The 22322-nt window shown below is 36.2% G+C and carries 10 protein-coding genes; all 10 read right to left on the bottom strand.

What is annotated here, in order from left to right:
• Window positions 1-34: 34 nt before the first annotated feature.
• Complete coding sequence (locus ACSV4D_RS03415; RefSeq protein WP_439227149.1) at window positions 35-1720, bottom strand: polysaccharide lyase; 1686 nt, start codon at window positions 1718-1720, stop codon at window positions 35-37.
• A 71-nt stretch (window positions 1721-1791) separates the two neighbouring features.
• Window positions 1792-2460 (bottom strand): DUF3826 domain-containing protein, encoded by a 669-nt coding sequence (locus tag ACSV4D_RS03410; protein WP_439227148.1) that lies wholly within the window; start codon window positions 2458-2460, stop codon window positions 1792-1794.
• A gap of 92 nt (window positions 2461-2552) precedes the next feature.
• Window positions 2553-4274 carry a polysaccharide lyase gene (locus tag ACSV4D_RS03405; RefSeq protein ID WP_439227147.1) on the bottom strand — a complete coding sequence of 574 codons (1722 nt, stop codon included), beginning with the start codon at window positions 4272-4274 and terminating at the stop codon, window positions 2553-2555.
• 127 nt (window positions 4275-4401) lie between these two features.
• Window positions 4402-6402 (bottom strand): RagB/SusD family nutrient uptake outer membrane protein, encoded by a 2001-nt coding sequence (locus ACSV4D_RS03400; RefSeq protein WP_439227146.1) that lies wholly within the window; start codon window positions 6400-6402, stop codon window positions 4402-4404.
• 19 nt (window positions 6403-6421) lie between these two features.
• Window positions 6422-9775 carry a SusC/RagA family TonB-linked outer membrane protein gene (locus tag ACSV4D_RS03395; protein ID WP_439227145.1) on the bottom strand — a complete coding sequence of 1118 codons (3354 nt, stop codon included), beginning with the start codon at window positions 9773-9775 and terminating at the stop codon, window positions 6422-6424.
• 352 nt (window positions 9776-10127) lie between these two features.
• The gene (locus tag ACSV4D_RS03390; protein WP_439227144.1) at window positions 10128-12143 is read right to left on the bottom strand and encodes an aceric acid hydrolase; all 2016 of its coding nucleotides are present in this window, start codon (window positions 12141-12143) and stop codon (window positions 10128-10130) included.
• A gap of 185 nt (window positions 12144-12328) precedes the next feature.
• Entirely contained in the window at window positions 12329-14797 is a 2469-nt protein-coding gene (locus ACSV4D_RS03385; protein WP_439227143.1) for a pectate lyase family protein, read from the bottom strand.
• Between the two features lie 63 nt (window positions 14798-14860).
• Window positions 14861-17179 carry a DUF5703 domain-containing protein gene (locus ACSV4D_RS03380; protein WP_439227142.1) on the bottom strand — a complete coding sequence of 773 codons (2319 nt, stop codon included), beginning with the start codon at window positions 17177-17179 and terminating at the stop codon, window positions 14861-14863.
• Window positions 17180-17326: 147 nt separating this feature from the next.
• Window positions 17327-18760 (bottom strand): sialate O-acetylesterase, encoded by a 1434-nt coding sequence (locus ACSV4D_RS03375; RefSeq protein ID WP_439227141.1) that lies wholly within the window; start codon window positions 18758-18760, stop codon window positions 17327-17329.
• Between the two features lie 57 nt (window positions 18761-18817).
• Complete coding sequence (locus tag ACSV4D_RS03370; RefSeq protein ID WP_439227140.1) at window positions 18818-22231, bottom strand: glycosyl hydrolase; 3414 nt, start codon at window positions 22229-22231, stop codon at window positions 18818-18820.
• Window positions 22232-22322: the final 91 nt, after the last annotated feature.

The following is a 22322-nucleotide window of genomic DNA, read 5'->3' as shown; positions in this document are numbered from 1 at the left end:
AAACCCTAAGGGAGTTAAATATTAAAATTCAAAACTATTGTAACAACGGAGCTGTAAGCGTCTCTTTGTTATTTTCCTGTTTTGTCCAGTCCGTTTTTTTAACAGGATCAATTCCGTTGATATACTTTTCAATATTTGTATATCCATCACCATTTAAATCTCCATTAGCATCAGAAGCGTCTTTAGGATTTAAACCGTATTTCTTTTCCCAGGCATCCGAAATTCCATCATTATCAGAATCTTTGTATGCTTTTCCTCTGTATTCAGGATAACCTCCTACCTGATCCGGATGTGTTATGATTCCTTTCTTATAAGAATCAGCAGGCAATCTTCTTTTGATAAATTCTTTTCCAATGGTGTTTTCCAAACCATCTTTATATTCTATTTTTCCTGTTCGGACATAATTAATTACACGTTTATCAACTTCATCTCTTTTAGGCAAAGTGGCTCCTACATTATTCAGCACAAATTCATAAGCTTCATCAGCTTTCATAATGGTTACATGTGCCATTGGAAATGGTTTGGACTGTTTAATTAACTGTAAATAATCTTTAGATTCTGCTAAAGAACGATCTTCCAGCTGTACTCCACCATTCCAGTTATCAGCGGTAACTTCCGGTGAACCTACTACAAAATTACCCGATACATAAGCTCTTCCAAAAGTTTTAGGCTCCATATAACCCGATTCCGGTTTTAAAATTCGGTAACTAATCGGTTCTTTTTCAGGAGTAATAGGTCCAGGTTTGAAATAATTATTGATGATGTTAAACATCGAACGATAATCACCTCCGTCCAGAGAGCGATTCCACCAATTGAACAATACATTATTTACAAAATTAAAACTTCCGTACATTCCTATGGAAGGATTTCTTGAAATATTATTGGCCCACAAATTACGAATAAAAGTACTGTTTAAGCCTCCAATAGTACTTCCGAAAGCATGGTTATAAGTATCCAGACCTTCCGAAGATATGGTATTTTGTATTGTTACATTAACTGCAGGAATTTTTTCTAATTTTGATTTTTCATTAGCCTGAAACTGATGGCGGTACAACGAAATGTTTTCGTCTAACCCCCAGCTTACAGAACAATGATCAATGATAACGTTTCCAATCACATTGCCGCCTAAAGCATCATCTCTTCTTGTAACCTCAGTTGCGCCACGGCGAAAACGCATATAACGGATAATGATATCATGTGTATCCAACAAAATAGATTCTCCTGCTACGCAAATACCATCACCAGGTGCAGTCTGACCAGCGATGGTAATATATGGTGCACGCACACTGATTGGTTTTTGGAGTTTAATAATACCTGATACATTGAAAACAACTGTTCTTGCTCCTACTGCTTCTAAAGCTTCTCTTAAAGTTCCTTTACCGGAATCTTCCAAACTGTTCACGACGAATATTTTTCCTCCACGTCCACCAGCGGTAAATGCACCACCACCTTCAGCTCCTGGAAAAGCAGGGATTTCAGCCTGAATTAAATCTCCCGGATAAGCTGCCCATGGAATAAAGGGACGCCCTTTTATAGCCTCTTCTCTGAGTATATTTTCATTGTCTTTCCAAATTTTAGCTAATCGTGCATCTTCCTCTGCTAAAATTGCATCGGTTTTGTCCTGAAGGGCTTTTGGAATTTCAGGATATTGAGCGTGCATAACCGAGCAACTGAAAAAGAGTATGCTTAAGTTAAACAGCTGTTGTAGGTTGTATTTCATTTTTTGAAATTTTTAATGAATGAGTTTATATTTTTATGAAGTTTAAATCACAATACCAAATCTATAAAACCTTATTTTTTCTTATTTTTCTCTCTTTCTTCTAATCTTTTATGCCAGTCAGCACTTTCTTTGTTTAAATCATATCCTTGTTTAGAAAGATAATTATTGATTCTTCCTTTGTATTTTCCAAACCAGGCATGCTTTTCTTTAGAAGAACCCGCATCCATTGCATGTTCTCTGGCTTCCACCAGCGCATCATAAATGTACTTTTGTTGTTCCTGAGTCAGGTTGGGTAACATATCATTATAACCTGTAACAGTTATCGGTAAAACACCATAAGTCATTCCGTCTTTTACCTGAACTATCTGACTATTATTAAGTTTTTTACTTAATTTTTTCAGATAGGATTTATGCAGTGACAGGATTTTTTTATCGGCATCATTCTTTAATTTATCAATTGCTTTTTGCTGCTTCTCCTTATCCGTAATACTTTTTTTAACTTCCTCAATTTTAGCATCACGACCATCCTGGATCTTACTCAATGAACGGTATTGTTCTGCAATTATATTTCTAACTGCCAGCTGATCTTCCGATGATTTTAATTTCAAATCATCAACAATTTTCTGAGCTCTTTCATTAGTCACTTTTACATATTCAGGATCAACGCCTGATTGTGCCAAAACTATATTTGAACCAACAAACAACATTAAAGCAACTACTAATTTTTTGTACATTTTCATCATTTATTTTTTTAAAACTTAAGTAATATAAAGCAAAATTCTTGCTCAATCTGTTACCAGATTAGGCAAGAATTATACCAAAAAACACCGATTTACTTCTTATACTCTGCTAATCCTTGTTCTTTTTTAGCTAAAGTATCTTCATTATTATCCAGGTTTTTCCAATCTACTCTTTTAGTAGGATCTATGCCATTGATATATTTTTCAATATTTGTATAACCATCTCCATTACTGTCTTTATTTGCATCAGAAGCATCTTTCGGATTTAAACCGAATTTTTTCTCCCATGCATCCGGCATCCCATCATTATCTGAATCTTTATAGGCTTTCCCTTTGTATTCCGGATAACCGCCTACTTGTGAAATATCAGTAATAATTCCTAATTTATAAGAATCCTGCCCCAGACGTCTGTGCTCAAACTGATAGAATGATTTAGGATCTAATCCTTTTGCATATTCCGGTTTTCCTGTTTTTACAACTCTTACAATTCTGGTATCAACAGGATCTCTTTCAGGCAATGTTGCTCCGGCATTTTTAAGTACAAAATCATAACTTTCTTCAGCAGTCATAAATGTTTTTAACCAAGGCATTGGCATTGGTTCATTTACTTTCATTTTAGGGAAATACGTTGACGCTTCTTCAAAACTCATTGCATTTCCTTTTTTATTTTCCATCTGTACACCGCCAGCCCAGTTATCTTTAGAAACTTTTTCATTTCCTTCGACAAAATTTCCGTTTACGTAAGCTCTACCAAAAACTACATAAGGTAATTTACTTCTGCCTGATTCCGGTTTCAAAATTCGGTAGCTTATCGGATCATTTTTATCCGTTGCCGGTCCTGGTTTAAAATAATTGTTAATGATATTATACTGAGCCGTATAATCACCTCCATCAATAGAACGGTTTACCCAGTTAAAAATAACATTATTAGCAAAATTAAAGATTCCGTTCCAACCGATTGATGGGTTTCTACCTGTATTAGAAGACCATAAATTTCGAATAAAAGAACAATTTTCCCCACCTAAAGTACTACCAAAAGCATGGTTATACGTATCTAAACCTTCAGCAAACAAACTGTTTTGAATGGTAACATTTACTGTTGGAAATTTTTTATCCGGACCACCGGTTCCATCAGCATACATATGTCTGTAAAAAGACATGTTTTCGTCTAAGCCCCATGTTGCAGAAACGTGATCAATAATGATATTCCCCACCGGATTTCCTCCAATAGCATCGTCACGACGACCTACAAAAGTTTCCCCTCTACGGAAACGCATGTGACGAATAACCACATCATGAGTATCTACCCAGATGGTTTCTCCTGCTACACAAATTCCGTCACCGGGAGCAGTTTGCCCTGCTATAGTAACATAAGGAGCACGAACAATTAAAGGACTTTTAAGCTTTATAATACCTGAAACATTAAAAACAATGATTCTGGCACCACCTTGCTCCAGTGCTTCACGCAAAGACCCTGGACCTCTGTCTTCCAGACTGGTAACAGTTAAAACCTTACCACCTCTACCGCCAAAACTATACATTCCTCCTCCTTCAGCACCTGGAAAAGCAGGAATGGATGCCTGTGGCAAATCAGTAGGTCTCGAAGCCCACGGTATAAATGGTTTTCCTTGTCTTTCTTCCTGTTCCACAATTACTTTCGCTTTTTCCCAAGCCTCATTTGAAAGTTTCTCAGCTTCAGCCTTAATCGCATTTTCTCTTGCCTGAACCTCAGGAGATATTTTTGGATATTGTGCAAAACAGTTTACACTGCTTCCTAAAGCCAAAAAAGCCAATAAATAATTTAATTTGTTCATTTTAAAATTCTCTTAATTAATAAAAATGTTTGGTTAGAACTGTGTTTTTATTAGATTAAAATTTTGATAGTTGTAATAGAAGAAATGCCTGAATAAATCAGGCATTTCTTGTTGTTATAAGGATTTATTATTCTTGATAGTTGTAAGTTCCTGAATTACCAGAAGCATCATTCCAACCTTTAGTTTGTGTTAACCATGGATTTTGAGACAATACCGTAAGATTAAGTCCCATAATATAATAATTTGATTTCCAATCGATATTAGTTGCCACATTATTCACAGCATCCATAGGTGTCGGAGGAGAACGTAATTCAAAGTTAGCAGTATAAAAATTAGACAATGCTGTAATTTGAGCAGCAAAATTAGAAGCATCAGGATCTACAGAGATACCTGCTCGTGCAGTAGCTAATGGATCAGTATTTGTAGCGCTAATACCGTTCTTATAATGTAGATAATTACCTATCCTTTGTGTGCCGTTTATAGCAGGTATACCTAATTTAGCATTTGTATCATCATTTAAACTTGCATCATCACTATACAACATCCAACGCTGAATGTCATAAAAACGTTTCCCTTCGTAAGCCAATTCTACACTACGTTCATATAAACATGCTTCTAATGCAGCATATTTAGAACCTAAAGTTCCTATACCATAATTATTAGCAGAAGGAATCCCAACACGATTTCTAATTTTACCTAAATAAGTAATAGTGTTTGTAATATCATTTTTTGCAGCGTAGCATTCCGCAATATTCAACAATAATTCCGCATAACGGTATTCCATAATATCTGTACCGGAGAATTGGAAATTGGATGCATTACTAACTGTAGGGCTAGACATTTTTCTAACAAAAGCAGGGCTTGCAACATCATTACCCATACTATAAGCTACACCTGTAGTTGCATTAGTTGACCAACGGTATGCCCACACTGTAGGTTGAGTAGTTGAAGTGGTAATGGTATTATTATAAGGCCAATAACATCCTGAAAAACCAAAAGTTCTGTAAAAACGAGGATCACGATCCTTAAAGAAAAGGAATGGATCATAATTAGTTCCGGCAACAGGTCTGGCTCCAGTACTTGTTGGAAACAGGTCAATCATTCTTTTCGGAACATCTACTCCACCACTTCCCTGACCACCTTGACTAGCCAAACGGATGGATCTTTCCCAAGAATTGTTTGAAAATAAAGACCCTGTATTACCATCAGATAAAAGTTTAATAGTAATTGCTTCTTTATTGAAAGCATTATTATTAACATAAAACATCTCAGCCCATTGTTTAGCATTTGTTCCATACAAGCCATAACCATCCTGAGTTAACTGAGTTTCAGCAGCCAAACCTGCGGCTAAAGCAGCATCCCAACGCGACATATCAGTATCCCAGTTTTTATTAAATAAAGGACTGGCATAAGTCAATAATACTCGAGATTTTTGAGCCATTGCTGCACCTTTAGTAAAACGTCCATAATTTGCAGCATCCCAATTTGGGGGAAGTAAAGCAGCTGCCTGATCTAAATCAGCTACAATTTGATTCACCACTTCTGTAACAGATCCTCTAGGTATTTTGATAGATTCGTCAGAATTTGAAGCAACCTGAACTGTAGTTACAATAGGAACTCCTCCATAAGTACGCATTAAATCATAGTACTGAAGCGCTCTTAAATAATACATTTGTCCTTTAACTCTGTCACGAAACTGTTGTGGCAAATTAGAACCCAAAACATCAATATTCTCTAACATAGCGTTGCAATCTCTAATTCTATTGTAAGGTACATTATCAAAAGCATCTCTCAAAGCCGGTCCATAATATCCAGAAGCATCTTGTGCATTTACCAATGTAATATTAGGATTGATAAGATTAGAAATTCCTCCTAGTTCTTCAGTGTATGAAGTTTCTGTTGTTGTAAACGAACCTACTCTAATTGCAGTAGGAGTTTTATATCCATCAAAAAAATCATAATATAAATTATTCACATATTGAGTTACACGATCTTCACCTTGATAAAACTCTTCATCATAATATTTATATTGCTTTTTATCTTCTAAAAAATCATCACTACAGGAAGAAAAGATTCCCAGAACCAGTAATAATGTTACTACTATATATTTATTATTTTTTGTTTTCATAATTGTGATTGAATTAAAATTAGAATGATACATTCATACTAAGAGACCAAGTTCTAAGTGTTGGATATTTTGTAGATGAATCATCATACATATTACGGTATTTATCAGGGTATGGATTGTATAAATCCCATAGATTCTGACCAGTAATACCAAAACTAAGACCGTCAATTTTTATAGATTTTAATGCTTCTTTAGGAAGCGAATAACCTACTGTCAAGTTTCTAACCACACATCTAAATGTATTTAGTTGCCAAAAATCGGATGGTGCAAAAATATAATCTTGTTGTCCCATATTAGGATATTTACCATTTGGATTATCCGTTGCATCATACATATCTGTCCAGAAACTTTCATGAGCCCAGTCATTATGAGCAGAAGAAGTTCCTTGTTTAATCATATCTAAAGTATTATAACCTCCCCAAGATGTAGCAATTTGGGTTCTAAGAGAGAAATTTTTGTATTTCATCCCTAAATTAGTAGTAAATCCGTACGTTCTGTTTTGGTTCACTAATTTTTGGTAATCATCATTTCTCGTAATTTTACCATCAGCAGGACGTCTTTCGCCAGTAGCTGCATCGAAAGCACCATTAACATCCTCATACGCCAGCATACCTTTTCTCATATTAGCTACATTAGTGACATTCAGATAATTTGGAGTACCCCCTACTGCTGCAGCACGCTCTGTTAAATAATTCCAATAATTAGTAACATCTTCATCTGTACGTAAAATTCCATCACCAGTTGAAGTTTCTTTCCAAGTTTTGAATCCCCAAACCGGAGTTATTAATGAACTACCGACAACTCTTGGATTAGTTGAAGGATCAGTCAAAGCTGCCTCAGGATACTTTTTAATTTCGTTATTAGAAAAACCAAAGTTCACCCCTACGTTATAACTAAAATCGTCTTTTATGTTGTCTCTCCAGTTTACAGAAAACTCAGTTCCCCAAGTATTGATTGCTGCATAATTTGATTCAGCTGTTGCCCCTCCTACAGAAATAGGAGTACCAGCCTGACTGGCTAAAGTAACCAACATGTCTGTTTTTTTATCAAAATAATAATCTGCAGTAATTTGCAGTCTGTTATCCAACAGGGCTAAATCAATACCGTAGTTATGTTTTATAGTAGAATCCCATCTTACATCTCTATTAGGAGTAACTCTAGGTGTTATACCTGTTCCTAAGGTACCTCCTGCTGATCCAAATTGAGCTCCCTTATCAACAATTGGTTCCCACAATTGTAACCAACGCCACATTTGTAAATTATCATTTCCTGTTTTACCAATAGAATAACGTAATTTCAAATTATCTACCCATGATACATTATTTGCAAACCAATTTTCTTTTGAAACAACCCAACCTACTTGTGCACCAGGGAAAAAGCCCCAATAATTTTCCGGAGCAAATTTTGTAGATGCATCGCTTCTAAAAATTAATGATAACAAATACTTATCCTGAAAGCTATAGTTCAAACGCCCTAAATAAGATAATGTCCCAGCCTCTCCCTTGTCAGCAAGAGAATTTGAACTTAATGGACCTGCAGAAGTACTGGAACCTAAATAATCTTTACCTGTTCCCTCATAAGCCAAACGTACTGATTTGTAATCTGACTCCGAACGCTCCATACCTACCATAGCATCTATAGAGTGATCTCCAAAAGTTCTTGCATAATTGGCAAAAATATTAGCTTGCTCTAAATTACTCAAATCAGTATTGTAATACACTCTTGATCCACGTATATTAGTTTCTGGCAAACCATTATTTGCATATGTTGAATTAGGATTCAAAAGATGATTATCCTGCAAATTATGGTTAGTAATTCTAAGCAAATCATAAGGTAGTTGCACCTGCTCTGTATTAGCACTAGACTGACTTCTGGCATAACTTCCTTTAATCGACATTCCTTTAATAAAAGGAACTTTATAAGTCAGATTCAAATTGACATTATATGAAAATTCCTGATCAATTTGTTTTCCTGCATCCTGAGCTGCAAAATAATTCCATCCTGCAATAGTAGTATTAGCATTTGCACTACCCAAGTTACGATCGGTACGAGGAAAGGGAGACATCCAATATTCTACACCATCCTTAGTTGTTTTCCAAGGCACATATTTAGGCATGTGTAATAAGTACATATAATCAGCTTGTTCACCACCCCCAAGTGCACCAAAACTACTATCATTTAAGTTAGCAGAAGCTTTGGAAAATGATTTTTGAACATCTAATGTACTTACAGCAATAGAGGCAGAAAAATCTAAACTATTACTAACTTTTACATTCGTACCTGTTCTAAAATTCCATTTGTTGTAATCTTGTGATCCTAAATTAGCTCCCTGAGTAAAATAAGTCAAACCTGCAAAATAAGTTGCTTTTTCAGTACCTCCACTTACATTAAGAACGTGTCTTTGTTGTGTAGCAGGTTTCCAGGCTTCTTTTAACCAATCATAATTTAAACCTTTCATTTGCTCTAACTCATCTGTAGAAAAATAATTTGCCTGATTTGCATTTAAATTAGAATTTAAAAACCTGTTTTTCCAAATTCCATGTTCATAAGCATTCATTGTTTTAACATGACTTATCGCATCATTTACAGCAAACTGAGAATAATAAGTAAATTTAGCTTTACCTTCTTTACCTCTTTTTGTCTTTACAATAATTGCCCCCTGAGAAGCACGTGAACCATAAATTGCCGCAGAACCATCTTTCAAAATAGTAATACTTTCAATTTCTGAAGGATCCAATCTATTAAAAGTTTCCTGTGTCGGCTTACCTGTTTCCGGATCAATCTGAACCATATCATCGATTACAATTAATGGAATAGTAGAGTTACCATCTTTAGAGAAACCATAACTTTGACGTATTTGTATATCTGCAGCTCCACCCGGACGGCTTGAACCATTAGCATTACTAACTGATAAACCAGGAATCAAACCTCTCAAAGATTCTGATAAATTTGACACAGGTAAATCCTGCACATTCTGAGGATCAATTGTCGCTATTGCACCAGTTAAATTTGCTTTCTTTTGCGTACCATAACCCACAACCACTACTTCATCTAATGTAGAAGCATCTTCCTGCATCGTTATATTAATTGTTGTTGCAGTACCAACTGCTCTTTCCTGAGTTTTCATACCGATATAAGAAAACTGCAAAACTGCTCCTTTAGGAACCTGGATTTTGTAATTACCATCAATATCAGTCATAACAGCATGTTTTGTCCCTTTTTCAAGAACATTGAGGCCCACAACCCCCAGTCCGTCTTTATCCACTACTTTTCCAGTGATAGCTGTCCTTTCAGCTGCATTTTGAGCAAAACCAGTCAGACTCATCATGCTGAACAGTAATACACTAAATACCATTTTAAATGTTTGTTTCATAAGTGTGTTTCTTTGGTTAAAAAATTATTAATTTGTTTGGCTTATTTATTTCTGTATAAGTGAGAAATCAGTTTCGGATGTCTTTAACATACTGTTTTTCGGTTTATTTAACATTCTGACCGCATGTATTTATGAGTGTTTTTATTTGTGTAAACGTTTACATTTCTGTAAGATTTATTTAATGATTTTGCTTTTAAATGAGCTAAATAAATCAAATGTAAACGTTTACATTTTTCAAATGTACTAAAATTTTATTACAACACATTTTTTTAGCACATTTTTTTTAAGTTTTGATGTTTTTTTTATGTTAAATTTTTCAAATTCTCTTGTTTTCTAATTTTTAACAAGTTTTTTAACGTAAAAACCATACGTTCATTTCTTTACCTGAACCATTTCCCCAAGCAAAATAAGGTATTAGTTTTAAGGAAACTTTCTCCTTATGATTGTGCAACGGTTGGTACAATTTTTTATCCCACGAATTGGTGTTTAAAAACCCCTGTGCAGTAATCGCAATCAGATTTCTATCGTTCTTTTCATAATTTGCAGTTTTAAAATCTGAATTAATATCTAAAACAACTTCATTAATTGATGCCTCTTTTGAAACTCCGTCAGATTCTAAACAATATACCAGCGGTCCTCTTTTTACAGCCACTTGGTTTCTGGTTTCTTCCACCAGCGGATTCGCCTGCATTAATTCCACAGGCATTGGGATGTTTAAGCTGATAACATCTCCTTTCTTCCATTTTCTTTCCAGCTTAAAATAAGTTCCGGAAACCAGACTTGCCTCTACAACCTTATTGTTAACCATAATAGTTGTTCCATTACTCCATCCCGGAATTCTTAAAAATATAGCATAGGATTCTTTAGGAGCCTTATCCATAGTTATTGAAATAGCACCATCCCAAGGATAGTTCGTTTGTTGACGCGATTGAATCTTAGCACCTTCTTCAGTATTGGTATCCAAATTGTTACTACCATATAAATTAACATACAAGCCTTCTTTAGTCAGACTGTAAGCATAGTTACTGACTTCGGCAATAGTTCTGGTAACATTTGGCGCACAACAATTAGACAAAGCAATATAACCTTCGCGTTCATTTCCCCATCGTTGTTTAAAAGGTAAATCAACGGACACATTCAAAGGATTGTTATAGCAGAATTTATTTCCTTCCAAATTAATTCCTGACAAAACACTATTATATAAAGCCAATTCTACTACGTCAGCATATTTTGCATCAGCAGTAAGTTGTAACATACGCCAATTCCACAATACGTTTCCAATGTTTGCACAGGTTTCTGTATGCGCTGTAGCATTTGGCAATTGAAAAGGTCTTCCATAAGCCTGATGAATTTTTTGAACTACGGTTGGATCATAAGAAGTTCCATCCGGTGAAACCCCATCATACAAAGCACCACAGGCTCCGGTAATGTACATTTTGCGATAAGCTACATCTTCCCAAATGGATTCCAGATTGTCTAACAATTTTTTCTCTCCTGTTTCAGCATACAAATCGGCAACACCGGCATATAAGTAATTGGCTCTTACCGCATGTCCCATAGCGGTAGTTTGTTGTCTAAATGGAATTCGGTCCTGATTGTCATCCGTTCCGTCATTAGTAGTTCCTCTGATATCTATTAAATTATTCGCTAATTCTAAATATTTAGGATTCTTGGTCGTACGGTACATTTCTACAATTCCCATATAATGCGAAGGACAAATCGCATTTCGTGCTAAATCAGGAGATGCTTTTTTATAGAAATCATATAAAAAGTCAGCTACTCCCTTGGCAATATTTAGAAAATTCGTTTTTCCGGTGGCACGATAATGCACACAGGCTGCAGTCATTAAATGACCCATATTATATTTTTCAAAACCCAATTGTTTTTTCACTTCTTCAGGGCCTAAAGTTCCCCAACGTTCATCAATTAAAACGGGAGTATGCAAGTAACCATCTTTTCGTTGCACTTTTTGAAATAAAGCAATCGCTTCATCCATTTGCTTGTCTAATTTAGGATCTTTAGTAACGGCATAAGTTGCCGCCATTCCTTCAAAAATTTTATAAAAATCACCATCGTGAAAAGAAGGGCCTTTAAAAGTTCCTTTTCTGTTTCCTGCTGCTATTTCAAAATTAGCATAAGCATGGGAAATGTCATCATCATGATACAAATCCCACATATAAGGTAAAGTCTCCTGATTTTCTACATTCAGTTGCTCTTTCCAAAAACCGCCTGTCCAGTTTACATCCTGCAAACCAACACTTTTCAATTTCGTGTAAGGACTTGCAGAATTATCGACTAAACCTTTGTTTTGCGCATTAATAACAGTCGAAAAAAGCACGGCTGACAATAGAATGATGTTCTTTTTCATTTTCACTTATTTTTACCATATAAGTCATATAAGTTCATTAAAGTGTTTTCTTAAAAACCAAAACTTATATGCTATTTATTATTACTTATAATTTAAACTAATCCTTAATCATTAAAACATAAAGCTCATAAAAGAATACAATAAAACACTTATTTTAAAAAACTTATATGACTTATAGGCTTTTTTTATTTTAAAAATACATTGATAATTCGGCTCATAGAATCTCCGTCAGCATCTTCAACTTTAACTTCAACAGAAGCAAAACCCTTTTTATCTGAAGTAAATTGAATTTCATTTTTAAACATCGAAGCGGAACCATTTATAACTGTTGTTACAGTATATTTAGGTTTTTTAGTATAGCCTTTAAAAAATGCCTCAGCATCAATTTCTAAAGATTCTCCTGCATTTATAAAATAATGCGGTTGTGCCATCCAGTTCAAATAATCTTCTAATTGTGTATAGCCATCTCCTGTGTGCTCATTTGCATCAGCAAAATCTCCTTTTGCAGAATTTGGATTCAAACCTTTGGCTTCTTCCCACCAATTTGGCAACCCATCCTGATCCGTATCCCAAATATCCGGACGCGTTTCTGTTGCAAATTTTGGCCATCCACCTGCATCCTGTTCATTATCAATCATTCCGCCCAAACCACTTTTACTGCCTTTGAAACTATAAGTCCCCTTTAAAGTTTCCTCGATAATTCTCTGGTCGTGTGTATCAAAAACAGGTTGAGTCGCTCCTACATCTGATAACACATTTTTATAAGCTGCTTCTGCTGATTGTGTTTTTACATGCGATTCAAAAAATGGTTTGTCCACAAATGTTTCATAGGTTTCTTTATCTCCATGAGAATAAGTAGCCGTTCTTCCTTTTTGCTGGTTTTTTTCATTAAAATGACCCGGCATCACATTTCCATCAAAATAATATTCTTGTTTCCCTTTCCCAACACCTTCGTGCTGCGCATTTAGAGCAAAAAAGAAATTCGTTGAAGCTCCTGGTTTGTAATAGTTGTTTACAAAGTTAACCTGGCTTGCTCCTCCATCGGTAGCACGGTGTCCCCAATTGTAGACTACATTATTTCTAATATCAACTTTTCCTCCGTAAAAACCATTCCCGTTCAAACCTCCGCCAATACTCCAGTTACGTCCGTAATTGTGTGCTAATAAGTTGTGGTGAAAACTACCTACATCACCACCAATAGTAGCTGCATAACCGTGCATTTTTCCTGCCGGATATTTATCATGACCTGCTACATTTAAAGCCTCAGAAATTAAAGTGCGTTGTAAACTGATGTTGTGCGCACCGCGTGAACTAAATGATTCATCAATTGTCCAACTAATTGAACAGTGGTCAATGATACTGTTATTTGCTCCCGTTAATCCCATTCCGTCATAAGTAGTTCCTCCGCCGATACGAACTCTTAAAAAACGAATAATTCCATCATTTCCTGTCAGTCCTATTGGCGCTCTAGTAATTGTAATCCCTTCACCTGGTGCTGTTTGTCCTGCAATGGTTACATTAGGCTGACTAACTACCAAACGAGATTTTAATTCGATATTACCAGAAACATTAAATACAATTGTTTTGGGCCCAATTTCCTGTTCCACCGCGTCACGCAAACTTCCTGGTCCGCTATCATTTAAATTGGTTACTGCAATCACTTTTCCGCCTCTTCCTCCTATTGCAAAACGTCCATAACCTTCAGCTCCCGGGAAGGCAATTTGGGCTGGTTTAAAAAACCAAACTTTTCCTTTAGTTACTTCTTTACTAGCGTCTATTTCATCAATTCTCCAATAATAAGTATTCAAATTACTCAAAGAAGCTCCATCTACAGCTGCTGTATTTTTGTTTAAATTCCCTTTAAATTCAGCTGAACTATGAGTAGCATTAGCTACTTTTTCAAGGCTTTCGCCAAAATAAAAATCGTGAGAAACAGTTCCTTCTGGCGAATTCCATTCTAATTTAAAGTCATTACCTAAAACAACATGCTCGTCATTATTAGCCGGACTTGGCGTACTGGCTTGTTTCTTTAAATTAGGTAAATCCAATTCGAAACCATTAATAATTACTTTTTGTATAGCCGAAGCCGCTTTGGCATCAGCCTCAAACTTAATGACAACATCTTTGCCTGTTTCAGCATTAAAATGGATATAAGAAGTAGCTGCGTCAATAGTTGCTGTCGCTCTATTGGTTGGTTTAATCGTTTGCGAAAAAACACCATTCACATACACATTAATCGGAGCATAATTAGCCAGCTCCGGACTATCAAATGTATTATTGAAGGTTAACAGACTGTGTTTGCCTTCTGTCAATCCGCTAATAATTAATTCTACACTTTTATCCGCTACAATTCCGTCATTCACTAATCGCGCATAAAATGGCGCCTGAATTCCGGTTTTGTACCAACTCGAATTAATGGTTCCTTTTAACGTCATTTTGATTGTTCCAAAACTTTTTTCAATAGACGTCCCTTCACTAATAGGCCAGGAAATATAATTAGGATCATTAACTTCTAAAGTGCGGCGTTGTGCCAAATCAAAATCTACTTTTAATGATTTTGAAGCAGAAATTACATTTTGATTTTGCGCGCTGCTACTCAATGTAAACGTTATCATTGTTCCCGCGCAAAATGCCAGTTGCTTTACTAAATTCATATTTATTATTTTAGGGTTTTTATATTACCATTCGGTATTTCTACCAAATTCAGATAACATTTTCTATTTTAAATTTGTTTTCTCTGTTAGACTTTTTCCTAACAGATTTACGATATCTTTTTCTCTTTCTTTTGGATAAACACTTAGAAAAGTTACTTTTCCGTTTTCCATTTTCACTTCAACAGAGGTGTTTTTTGGTGCATGCAATTTAAAATGCACATCCCATTCTTTTGGCCAGGCGGGAAAAATATAAATTTGGTTTCCGTTTGTTTGCAAAAGCATTTCCTGCATGCCTATCATTCCGCTTCCTCCCCAATTGTGATCCGGAACCCAATCAAATCCCGGCCCCCAAAAAGCGGGGAATCTCCTTTCTGAATTCGCCATTTTCAGCAAATTATACTTAGCCGCTTCCTCGGTTAATCCTAATCTTGCTGCAAAAATATTATCCTGTTTCCAGCCAATGTGACTTCTGAATTTAATAGCATCCGTATCAAATTTCCAGGTATTCAAGGCTGTTTCCAAATCTGGTTTTCCCAATCCGTGAATTTTCCAAGGATAAACCGAATACAATTGTGGCACCTCTGAATTATTAATACGTTCCCAAAGTTTGGCCGGAGCCAATGTTTTATGTCCATCAAATTCTCTGAAACTCAAAGGCGGAATTCGGGTTTGAAAGCCTTTCAAATAGTCCACCTCGTCTTTTGATAATTTGTTTTCCGATTGTCTCAAAAACTGTTCCGTAATTACTTTTAAAGCTGAAATAGTGCTATTAGCATTATAGGCCATTTTATAGGTTTCTGCACCAGAACCCGGATAAAGTATCAAGTGACCATCATTGTCCAAGGCTTTTCTCCCTCTTTGTTTTGCCAAATATTGGTAATGTTCGTCAAAAAATCGCAGACAACTCATGATAAACGGATGGTATTTTTGAATATCTTCGCCGTCATATTCTTTTTGTTGCAACATCATTTGGCAAAATTCCAAAACGGTATCCCATTCATATTCTAACCAAGCATTGTATTCCATACCAGGATCGTAATCTGCCGGGCGTTTCCATTCGTATTCCGCTGGATTAGGCAAGCCAAAATTCTCCAATTGTTCGGTAAACGAAGCGCCACCGTGATTCCAATATACCTGAGAACGCAGTTCGGCATTTTTTTGTAAACTCAAGTAATAATCCAATTGGGATTTCATCATATCAAAATCACCACTTTTCAACATTGGAAAATAAACCAATCGTTGGTTTTGCTGTGTCATAGTTCCTCCGCCCCAATTCCTGAAATCAGGTGTAAAATTCAAATCTTTGTTAGTATGAACCGGATCTACGGTAAACAAGCCACCATTGAATTTAGTTGGGTACTTGCCATACGCATTACAACCCAACATATAACGAAACAACTGATAATTCTGTCCGATTTGATATACGGAATCTTTTTCTATTTTTGATTTTTTTGTATAAATAAAAGAACGATTCCAGAAATTATGCCACCAAGAAATGGTCTTTTTTTCTTCTTTTTTATAATTCGCAATTTGTTTTTGCAATCCTTTTTTCCACAAATTTGCATCTGCCGATTGATTGGTATGCAACTGGATTTGGAACTCTTGCTTTTTAGAAGCTTTGATACTTTTGAGTTGAAACCCTTCAAAATCAGTATCCTGATACATGCCTTTATAAGTACCATTAGCTTTTAAATTTTCACCAAAAAGCTTCCCACCAAAAGTGAGATTCGCCAATGGATTCATCATTTGATCCTTTACCGATTCCATTTTTTGTTGTTTCACTGCTACATCAAAAACCGTATGAGCTCTATTTCTGTGATAAAATTGCACCCCATTCCCTTCCAATGAAATAGAATCTTTATAAGTTACAATTTCGCCTTTTGGAGCCCATTTATAGGAATTGGCATTATTGGCTTTGCCTTTAGATTCTCTGTTTTTATATCGCCAACTTTCATACGCTACTTTCATTTCGGTTGGCGTTTTACTCCCAACTTCAACATGAATTACTGGATTGAATACATCTACCCAAAGTTTCACCGTAGTTCCGTTTTGAGAAATTTTGATTCCACCATCTTTCAAAAACAATTCCTGTTTGAAACCTTCATTATCGGTAAAAGGATTTGGACTCAAACTTACTTTCACTCTTCCTAATTTCAATAAAGTGTTGTGCTCATCAAATGTTCCGGAACGGGAAAAATAGAAATACAAATCCCCTTTTTCCACCCAAACATTTGTGCCAATATCACCACCTCCCAAAGGCATGGATTCTGATGAATTACTGCTTTGCGTATTCCATACCTGATTGTAAATATCAATCACAGGAATTTGCGCTTTGACACAAAGCGTTAGAAATAGTAGAAATATGGAAATTAAATTTTTCAAACTTGACATTTTTTAAGTCTTGCTTGTCATTCCGACGAAGGAAGACACGAGCATTGGCGAACTGGCGAAGCAATCTTCGTTAGTTACTTCCGTTGCGGAAATTTCTCCTTCGTCGGAATGACAAAATTGTGTGTATTTTTATATCAATTACCAATTATCCGTCCTGAAAGAAGATAGTGGCAATCCTCCGGTACTAAAAATTTGTGCCTCAGCAACATCTTTAAACAAATAACGCACAGCAACCGGATTGGTCACTTTATCCGATTTTAACACCACCGACTTTCTTCGTACTTCTGCTTTTGCCGGATAAAACACTTTATCTTCACCAGCTATTTCAAAACCAGTAACTTCCTTTCCATTTGCTGTAATTCCGTTAGGAGCGTTATCAAAAGCAACTATTACAGAACCCTCTTTGATTTCCATTGCTTTATATTCAGGACTTCCAAATTCAAAACCGCTTAGACCATAAGTTTTTGTCAAAGCCAAATATCCCAATCGAGTTCCTCCTGCTTCTTTATGAATAGGATGAATGTTATTTTCTTCGCCAATATCCATCAAAACTGCCATTCCTGAATTCGGAATTTCTTTAGAAGCTTTTAATTGTGCTTCACGCAAAAAAGCCGAATTGTATTTTTCCAAATAATCATTCGGATGAAATTGTGCATAATTAAACGGTGCAATCTGGCAGTAATAAAATGGGAAATCCCCTTGCCCCCAAAGCGTTCTCCAACTGCTTACCATCTTTTGCATTAAAGCTGAATATTCCGCAGCTCTTTCATAATTGGATTCACCCTGATACCAGATACATCCCTTGATACCGTAACCAATAACCGGCGACAACATTCCGTTAAACAAAGTCGTTGCCACACGATTAGGGTCTTTGGCCAAATCTTCTTTTTTGGTTGGAATTTTGGCACTGCTAAAATCTTTCAGCATTTCCTGATTCATCCAGGCTTCCATGCTTGAACCACCGTAAGAAACGTGAATTAATCCCACCGGCACATCTAATACTTCCTGCAACAAAGAACCAAAATACCAGGCAGTTGCACTAAAATCTCCTGTAGTTTGTGGCCCTGCTGCATTCCATTTCCCAACAAAATCTTCATTTGGTGTCAAAACAGTAGCGCGTGGAATGGTGATAAAACGAATTTGATTATTTTTCGAATGCACAATGGTCTCGTTTCCTTTATAAACAGGCTGACCCGGAAATCCTTTCAAAGGCATTTCCATGTTGGATTGTCCGGAACACAACCACACCTCACCTATCAAAATGTTTTGAATCTTTTGAGAAGCCTTACCATCTGAAACTGAAATTTCATAAGGCCCACCAGCAGCTGGTGTTTGCAAAGCTATTTTCCATTTTCCTTCCTTATCGGCTTTGACTTCGTAAGTTTTAGCATCCCAGGAAGTTTTGATTTTTAGGCTTTGATTTTTATCTGCCCAACCCCAAATAGGAGCGTTGCTTTTTTGTTGTAACATCATATTATCCGAAAACAAAGCCGGTAATTTAATAGCTGCATTTATTTGGAAGCTTCCAATTAAACATACAAACGCAATAATTGATTTACTAAAATTTCTCATTTATTCTCATTTTAATCACCACAAATTCGTGAATCTGTGGCAAAATTTATTTGACCTTTATTTTTTACTTTCTAATGTCACTGGTCCAAGCAATCCTGCTTTTAACAAATTTTCACTTTCTACCAATCGGTAGCGAGCAAGTGTCCAAGTCAATCGGTCTTTTTCCGGTAATTTCTGATCACCAATTAATCGATTTGCCCAGGTATTCGTCACCTTGATAGTGATGATGTTTTTTCCTTTTTTCAACGCTTTCGAAATATTAGTTCGGTATGGAAAGGTCCAAATCGTTCCGCAATCTATTCCGTTTACATTCACCTCAGCCAAATTTGCAATCGAACCTAAATTCAAATAAACAGCTTCTTTTGTATTTTGATTCCACATAAACTCTTTCGTATACACCGCTGTCCCCGAGTAATATTTAATACTTTCATTTTCCGATGTACTCCAATCAAAAAGGGAGTTGATCTTCAAGGCTTTTTCCGGCCCTTTAAAATTGGGGGCAAATTGTAAATTCCAGTTTTCATCCAAAGTCTTAACCGTTTCATAATGAAATATATTCGAACCATTTTTAGATTTTGAAACTGTGGTTTTTTCTTTAAAAATAACAAAACAAGATTCGTTTTTATCCAATTCCAATGGAATAATTGTTCTGCCATTCTTAACTTCCCATTGTTTGACAACAGTGGTTTCATCCGTCACCGGATTGTAAACCGATGGAATTTTACCGCTTTCGCGAAAAGAAAAAACAACAGATCGTTTTTCTTCCAACTGATTAGAAATAAAATAAATTTCTTCATCGGCTGCTCTTCTGTGTGTCCAGGCTATAGAGCCTCGGTCATTAGTTGTTGCATCCTCAAATAACAAATCAGCATTAATTCCAATTTTAGAAAAATCAGTGCCTAAAAATGGAAGTTGGATTACTGTTCCTTTTCCTAATTGTCTTGAGCCGGAAGTTGTATTTTTATCATTCGACCATAATTCATCTAAAACATTCTCCCATTTTTTAGCTTCGTCGGCAGTTTGAAAACTTGGTGCGTCAATAGGTTTTTCGTCAATAAACAAAGTGGCTCCGTCCTTAACTAATTGCAGCATTTTTTCAGCTACCGCCAATGAAATAATATTATTGGGAGCCATTCTTCTGCTTCCCGGAAATAATAAAGCACCATATTCAATTCCGCCACCAAAACTCACTTTTCCATTTTCAACTTTGGCTCTGTTCAATAAAACATCAGCATTAAAAGAATCATATTGGTAACCATTCATTGGATTTATCCATTGGGATAAATCGGTATTATTTTTAGAAAAAGTAACTTCCTTAGGCATTTTGGTTGTCGGCTGACCTTCATTCTCCAATCGGATTTTTTCACTTGCCACTTTTTCCTTTCCAAAAACATTGGGAACAAAAGGAAACAATCTATCCGGAACTAAGGAACGGGAAGGCAAATCTTCACCAATAAAAACAGCCAAATCCACTACTGGTTTCCCCTTTTGCAATTGGAATTGTACCCTTTGACAATAATCAAAAAATGCCTTTCCGGGTTTCCACCAGGTTTGGTCTCTTTGGAAAAACGAACCAATATCGTCCAAAGTCATTCCCGGTTTTCTATCTAACCAAGGATTATGCACAAAAACATGATAGAAAAAACGGTTGATTCCCAATGCATAATTTCGATCGGCAATTACTTTTAAATTCCCCGGATGCTCATCCCAATCCATTCTTAAAGCTGTAAAAGCTTCTGCCTGAATGATGTCTTTTCCATAAATATGTCCGCCCGAAATGGCGTCTAACATATCAAAAGGTTTATCGTGCGTAGGGCTTTTTAACCAAAACTCTCCACTAGGATAATCTACATATTTAAAATGCAACAAACCATCACTCATCATTGTTGGCGCTACATTTTCAGAGCTGAATTTTACATTATTTTCTTTTGCTATAGCAGCAACAGTCCCAAAGAAATTATCGGCAACTAATTCGGCTATGGTTTTTCGAACATCATACAACACTTTTTCGGTAGTAGCAGCACTCTCGATGGGAATTCCAGCCATAACCGGCAAATATTCTACAATATCATAACCTCTTCTTTTTTTGAATTCCCCTTGAAAAACTGAAGACCAATTCTGGCTTCCACATTCCCAACTATCCAAATGTAAAATTTCCAATACTTTCGAAGTCAATTCCGGTCCGGTAGTACGAATGGCTTCTCCAAACCAATGGTCGAGTTGAAAACGAATCAATTTCGGATTGAATTTATCCACTTCCAAACCTTTTCCTGCTCCACCAGTTGCATTTTCATGCCCTGTTGACGTATGTCCCATGCGAATGATTTTCCATTTCCCTTTTGGTGCTTTCCAATTTAAATTACCATTGGCATCCACAAATTGGGAAACGTTAATAACGGCTGATTTAGGAAACACATCGGAATTTGGAATCAATGCTTCTGTAGTCGCTGGCGCTAATCGCCATACTGCCCCCGATTTTCCTTCGTAATTATCAATTACAAATTGATTGGAAAGGGTGATTTTGCTCACTTTTAAATTCGCCTGATTCCATTTGGCAAAATCCAAATCTTCTGCTCCTGGTTCTGTTCCAGCCGGGTCAAAAACAAATCGAAAATATTTAGCCTTAACCGCTTTTATAGCGCTTGTGGTTCCGTAATCCGTATTTTGCCAACCCTGACGCGGTGGTTGTAATCGTTGATGAAAACTAAAATTCACCCCATCATTACTGGTTTCAACAATCAAACGTTGTGCTTGAAAGTCCAATCCTTTGGTTTGAATATTGATATTTCGGCATAAAAACGGACTGTCAAATTCGTATAAAATCCAACCTTTGTTGCTGATTTTCAAATTTCCGTCTTTATTAGGATTGGCCAAAAACGAGGCCTCTTCACCATTTGAAACAGTCACTTTAGGAAGGATATCTTTCGAATTTTGTTCCCATTCTTTTACCGGAATTGCATAAGTAACAATGTCCTTATAAAAATCTTTATAATGTTCCGGAACAGGCAATTTTACAGCAACTTTTTTACCTCCCGTGAATTCAGTCGTGGACCAAACTACCTTTTGCATCGACATTTCAGGCGTAATCCAAGGGCCACCGGCAACGGCGAAACCATCTGCGGCATGAAAAGCTAGTTTTACCCCCAATCGATCCGCTTCGATAAAAGCCCATTTCACCATATCCCAAAATTCTGGACTTAATTGCAAAACTGGTGGATTGATTAATGGCGGCTCAGCAGGTCCTTTAATGGTCATTAAATAAGCACCTTCGATTCCGGCTTGTTTCATGGCCTCTAAATCGGCAGTTATACCCACTTTAGAATAAGCAGATTTCATCCAATACCAATATACCCAAGGTCTGGAGGATTCAATGGTTGGCTGAAAAAGTGCATTTTCTTTTTTATTAAGTTCCTGTGCAGAAAGCATTCCCGCAAAGAGTAATATAAGAAAGAAGTATTTTTTGTTGAGCATTATTTTTGTTTTTATCCGTTTACTTTGTCATTCCGATGAAGGAGGAATCTCACTTAGTTACTCTCTCTATGTGATTGCTTCGTTCCTCGCA

It is taken from the genome of Flavobacterium sp. ARAG 55.4 (assembly GCF_051846875.1).
In the GTDB taxonomy this organism is placed as follows: domain Bacteria; phylum Bacteroidota; class Bacteroidia; order Flavobacteriales; family Flavobacteriaceae; genus Flavobacterium; species Flavobacterium plantiphilum.
Note: the sequence above shows the minus strand (reverse complement) of the source record. Positions and strands in the feature narration are given on the sequence as shown.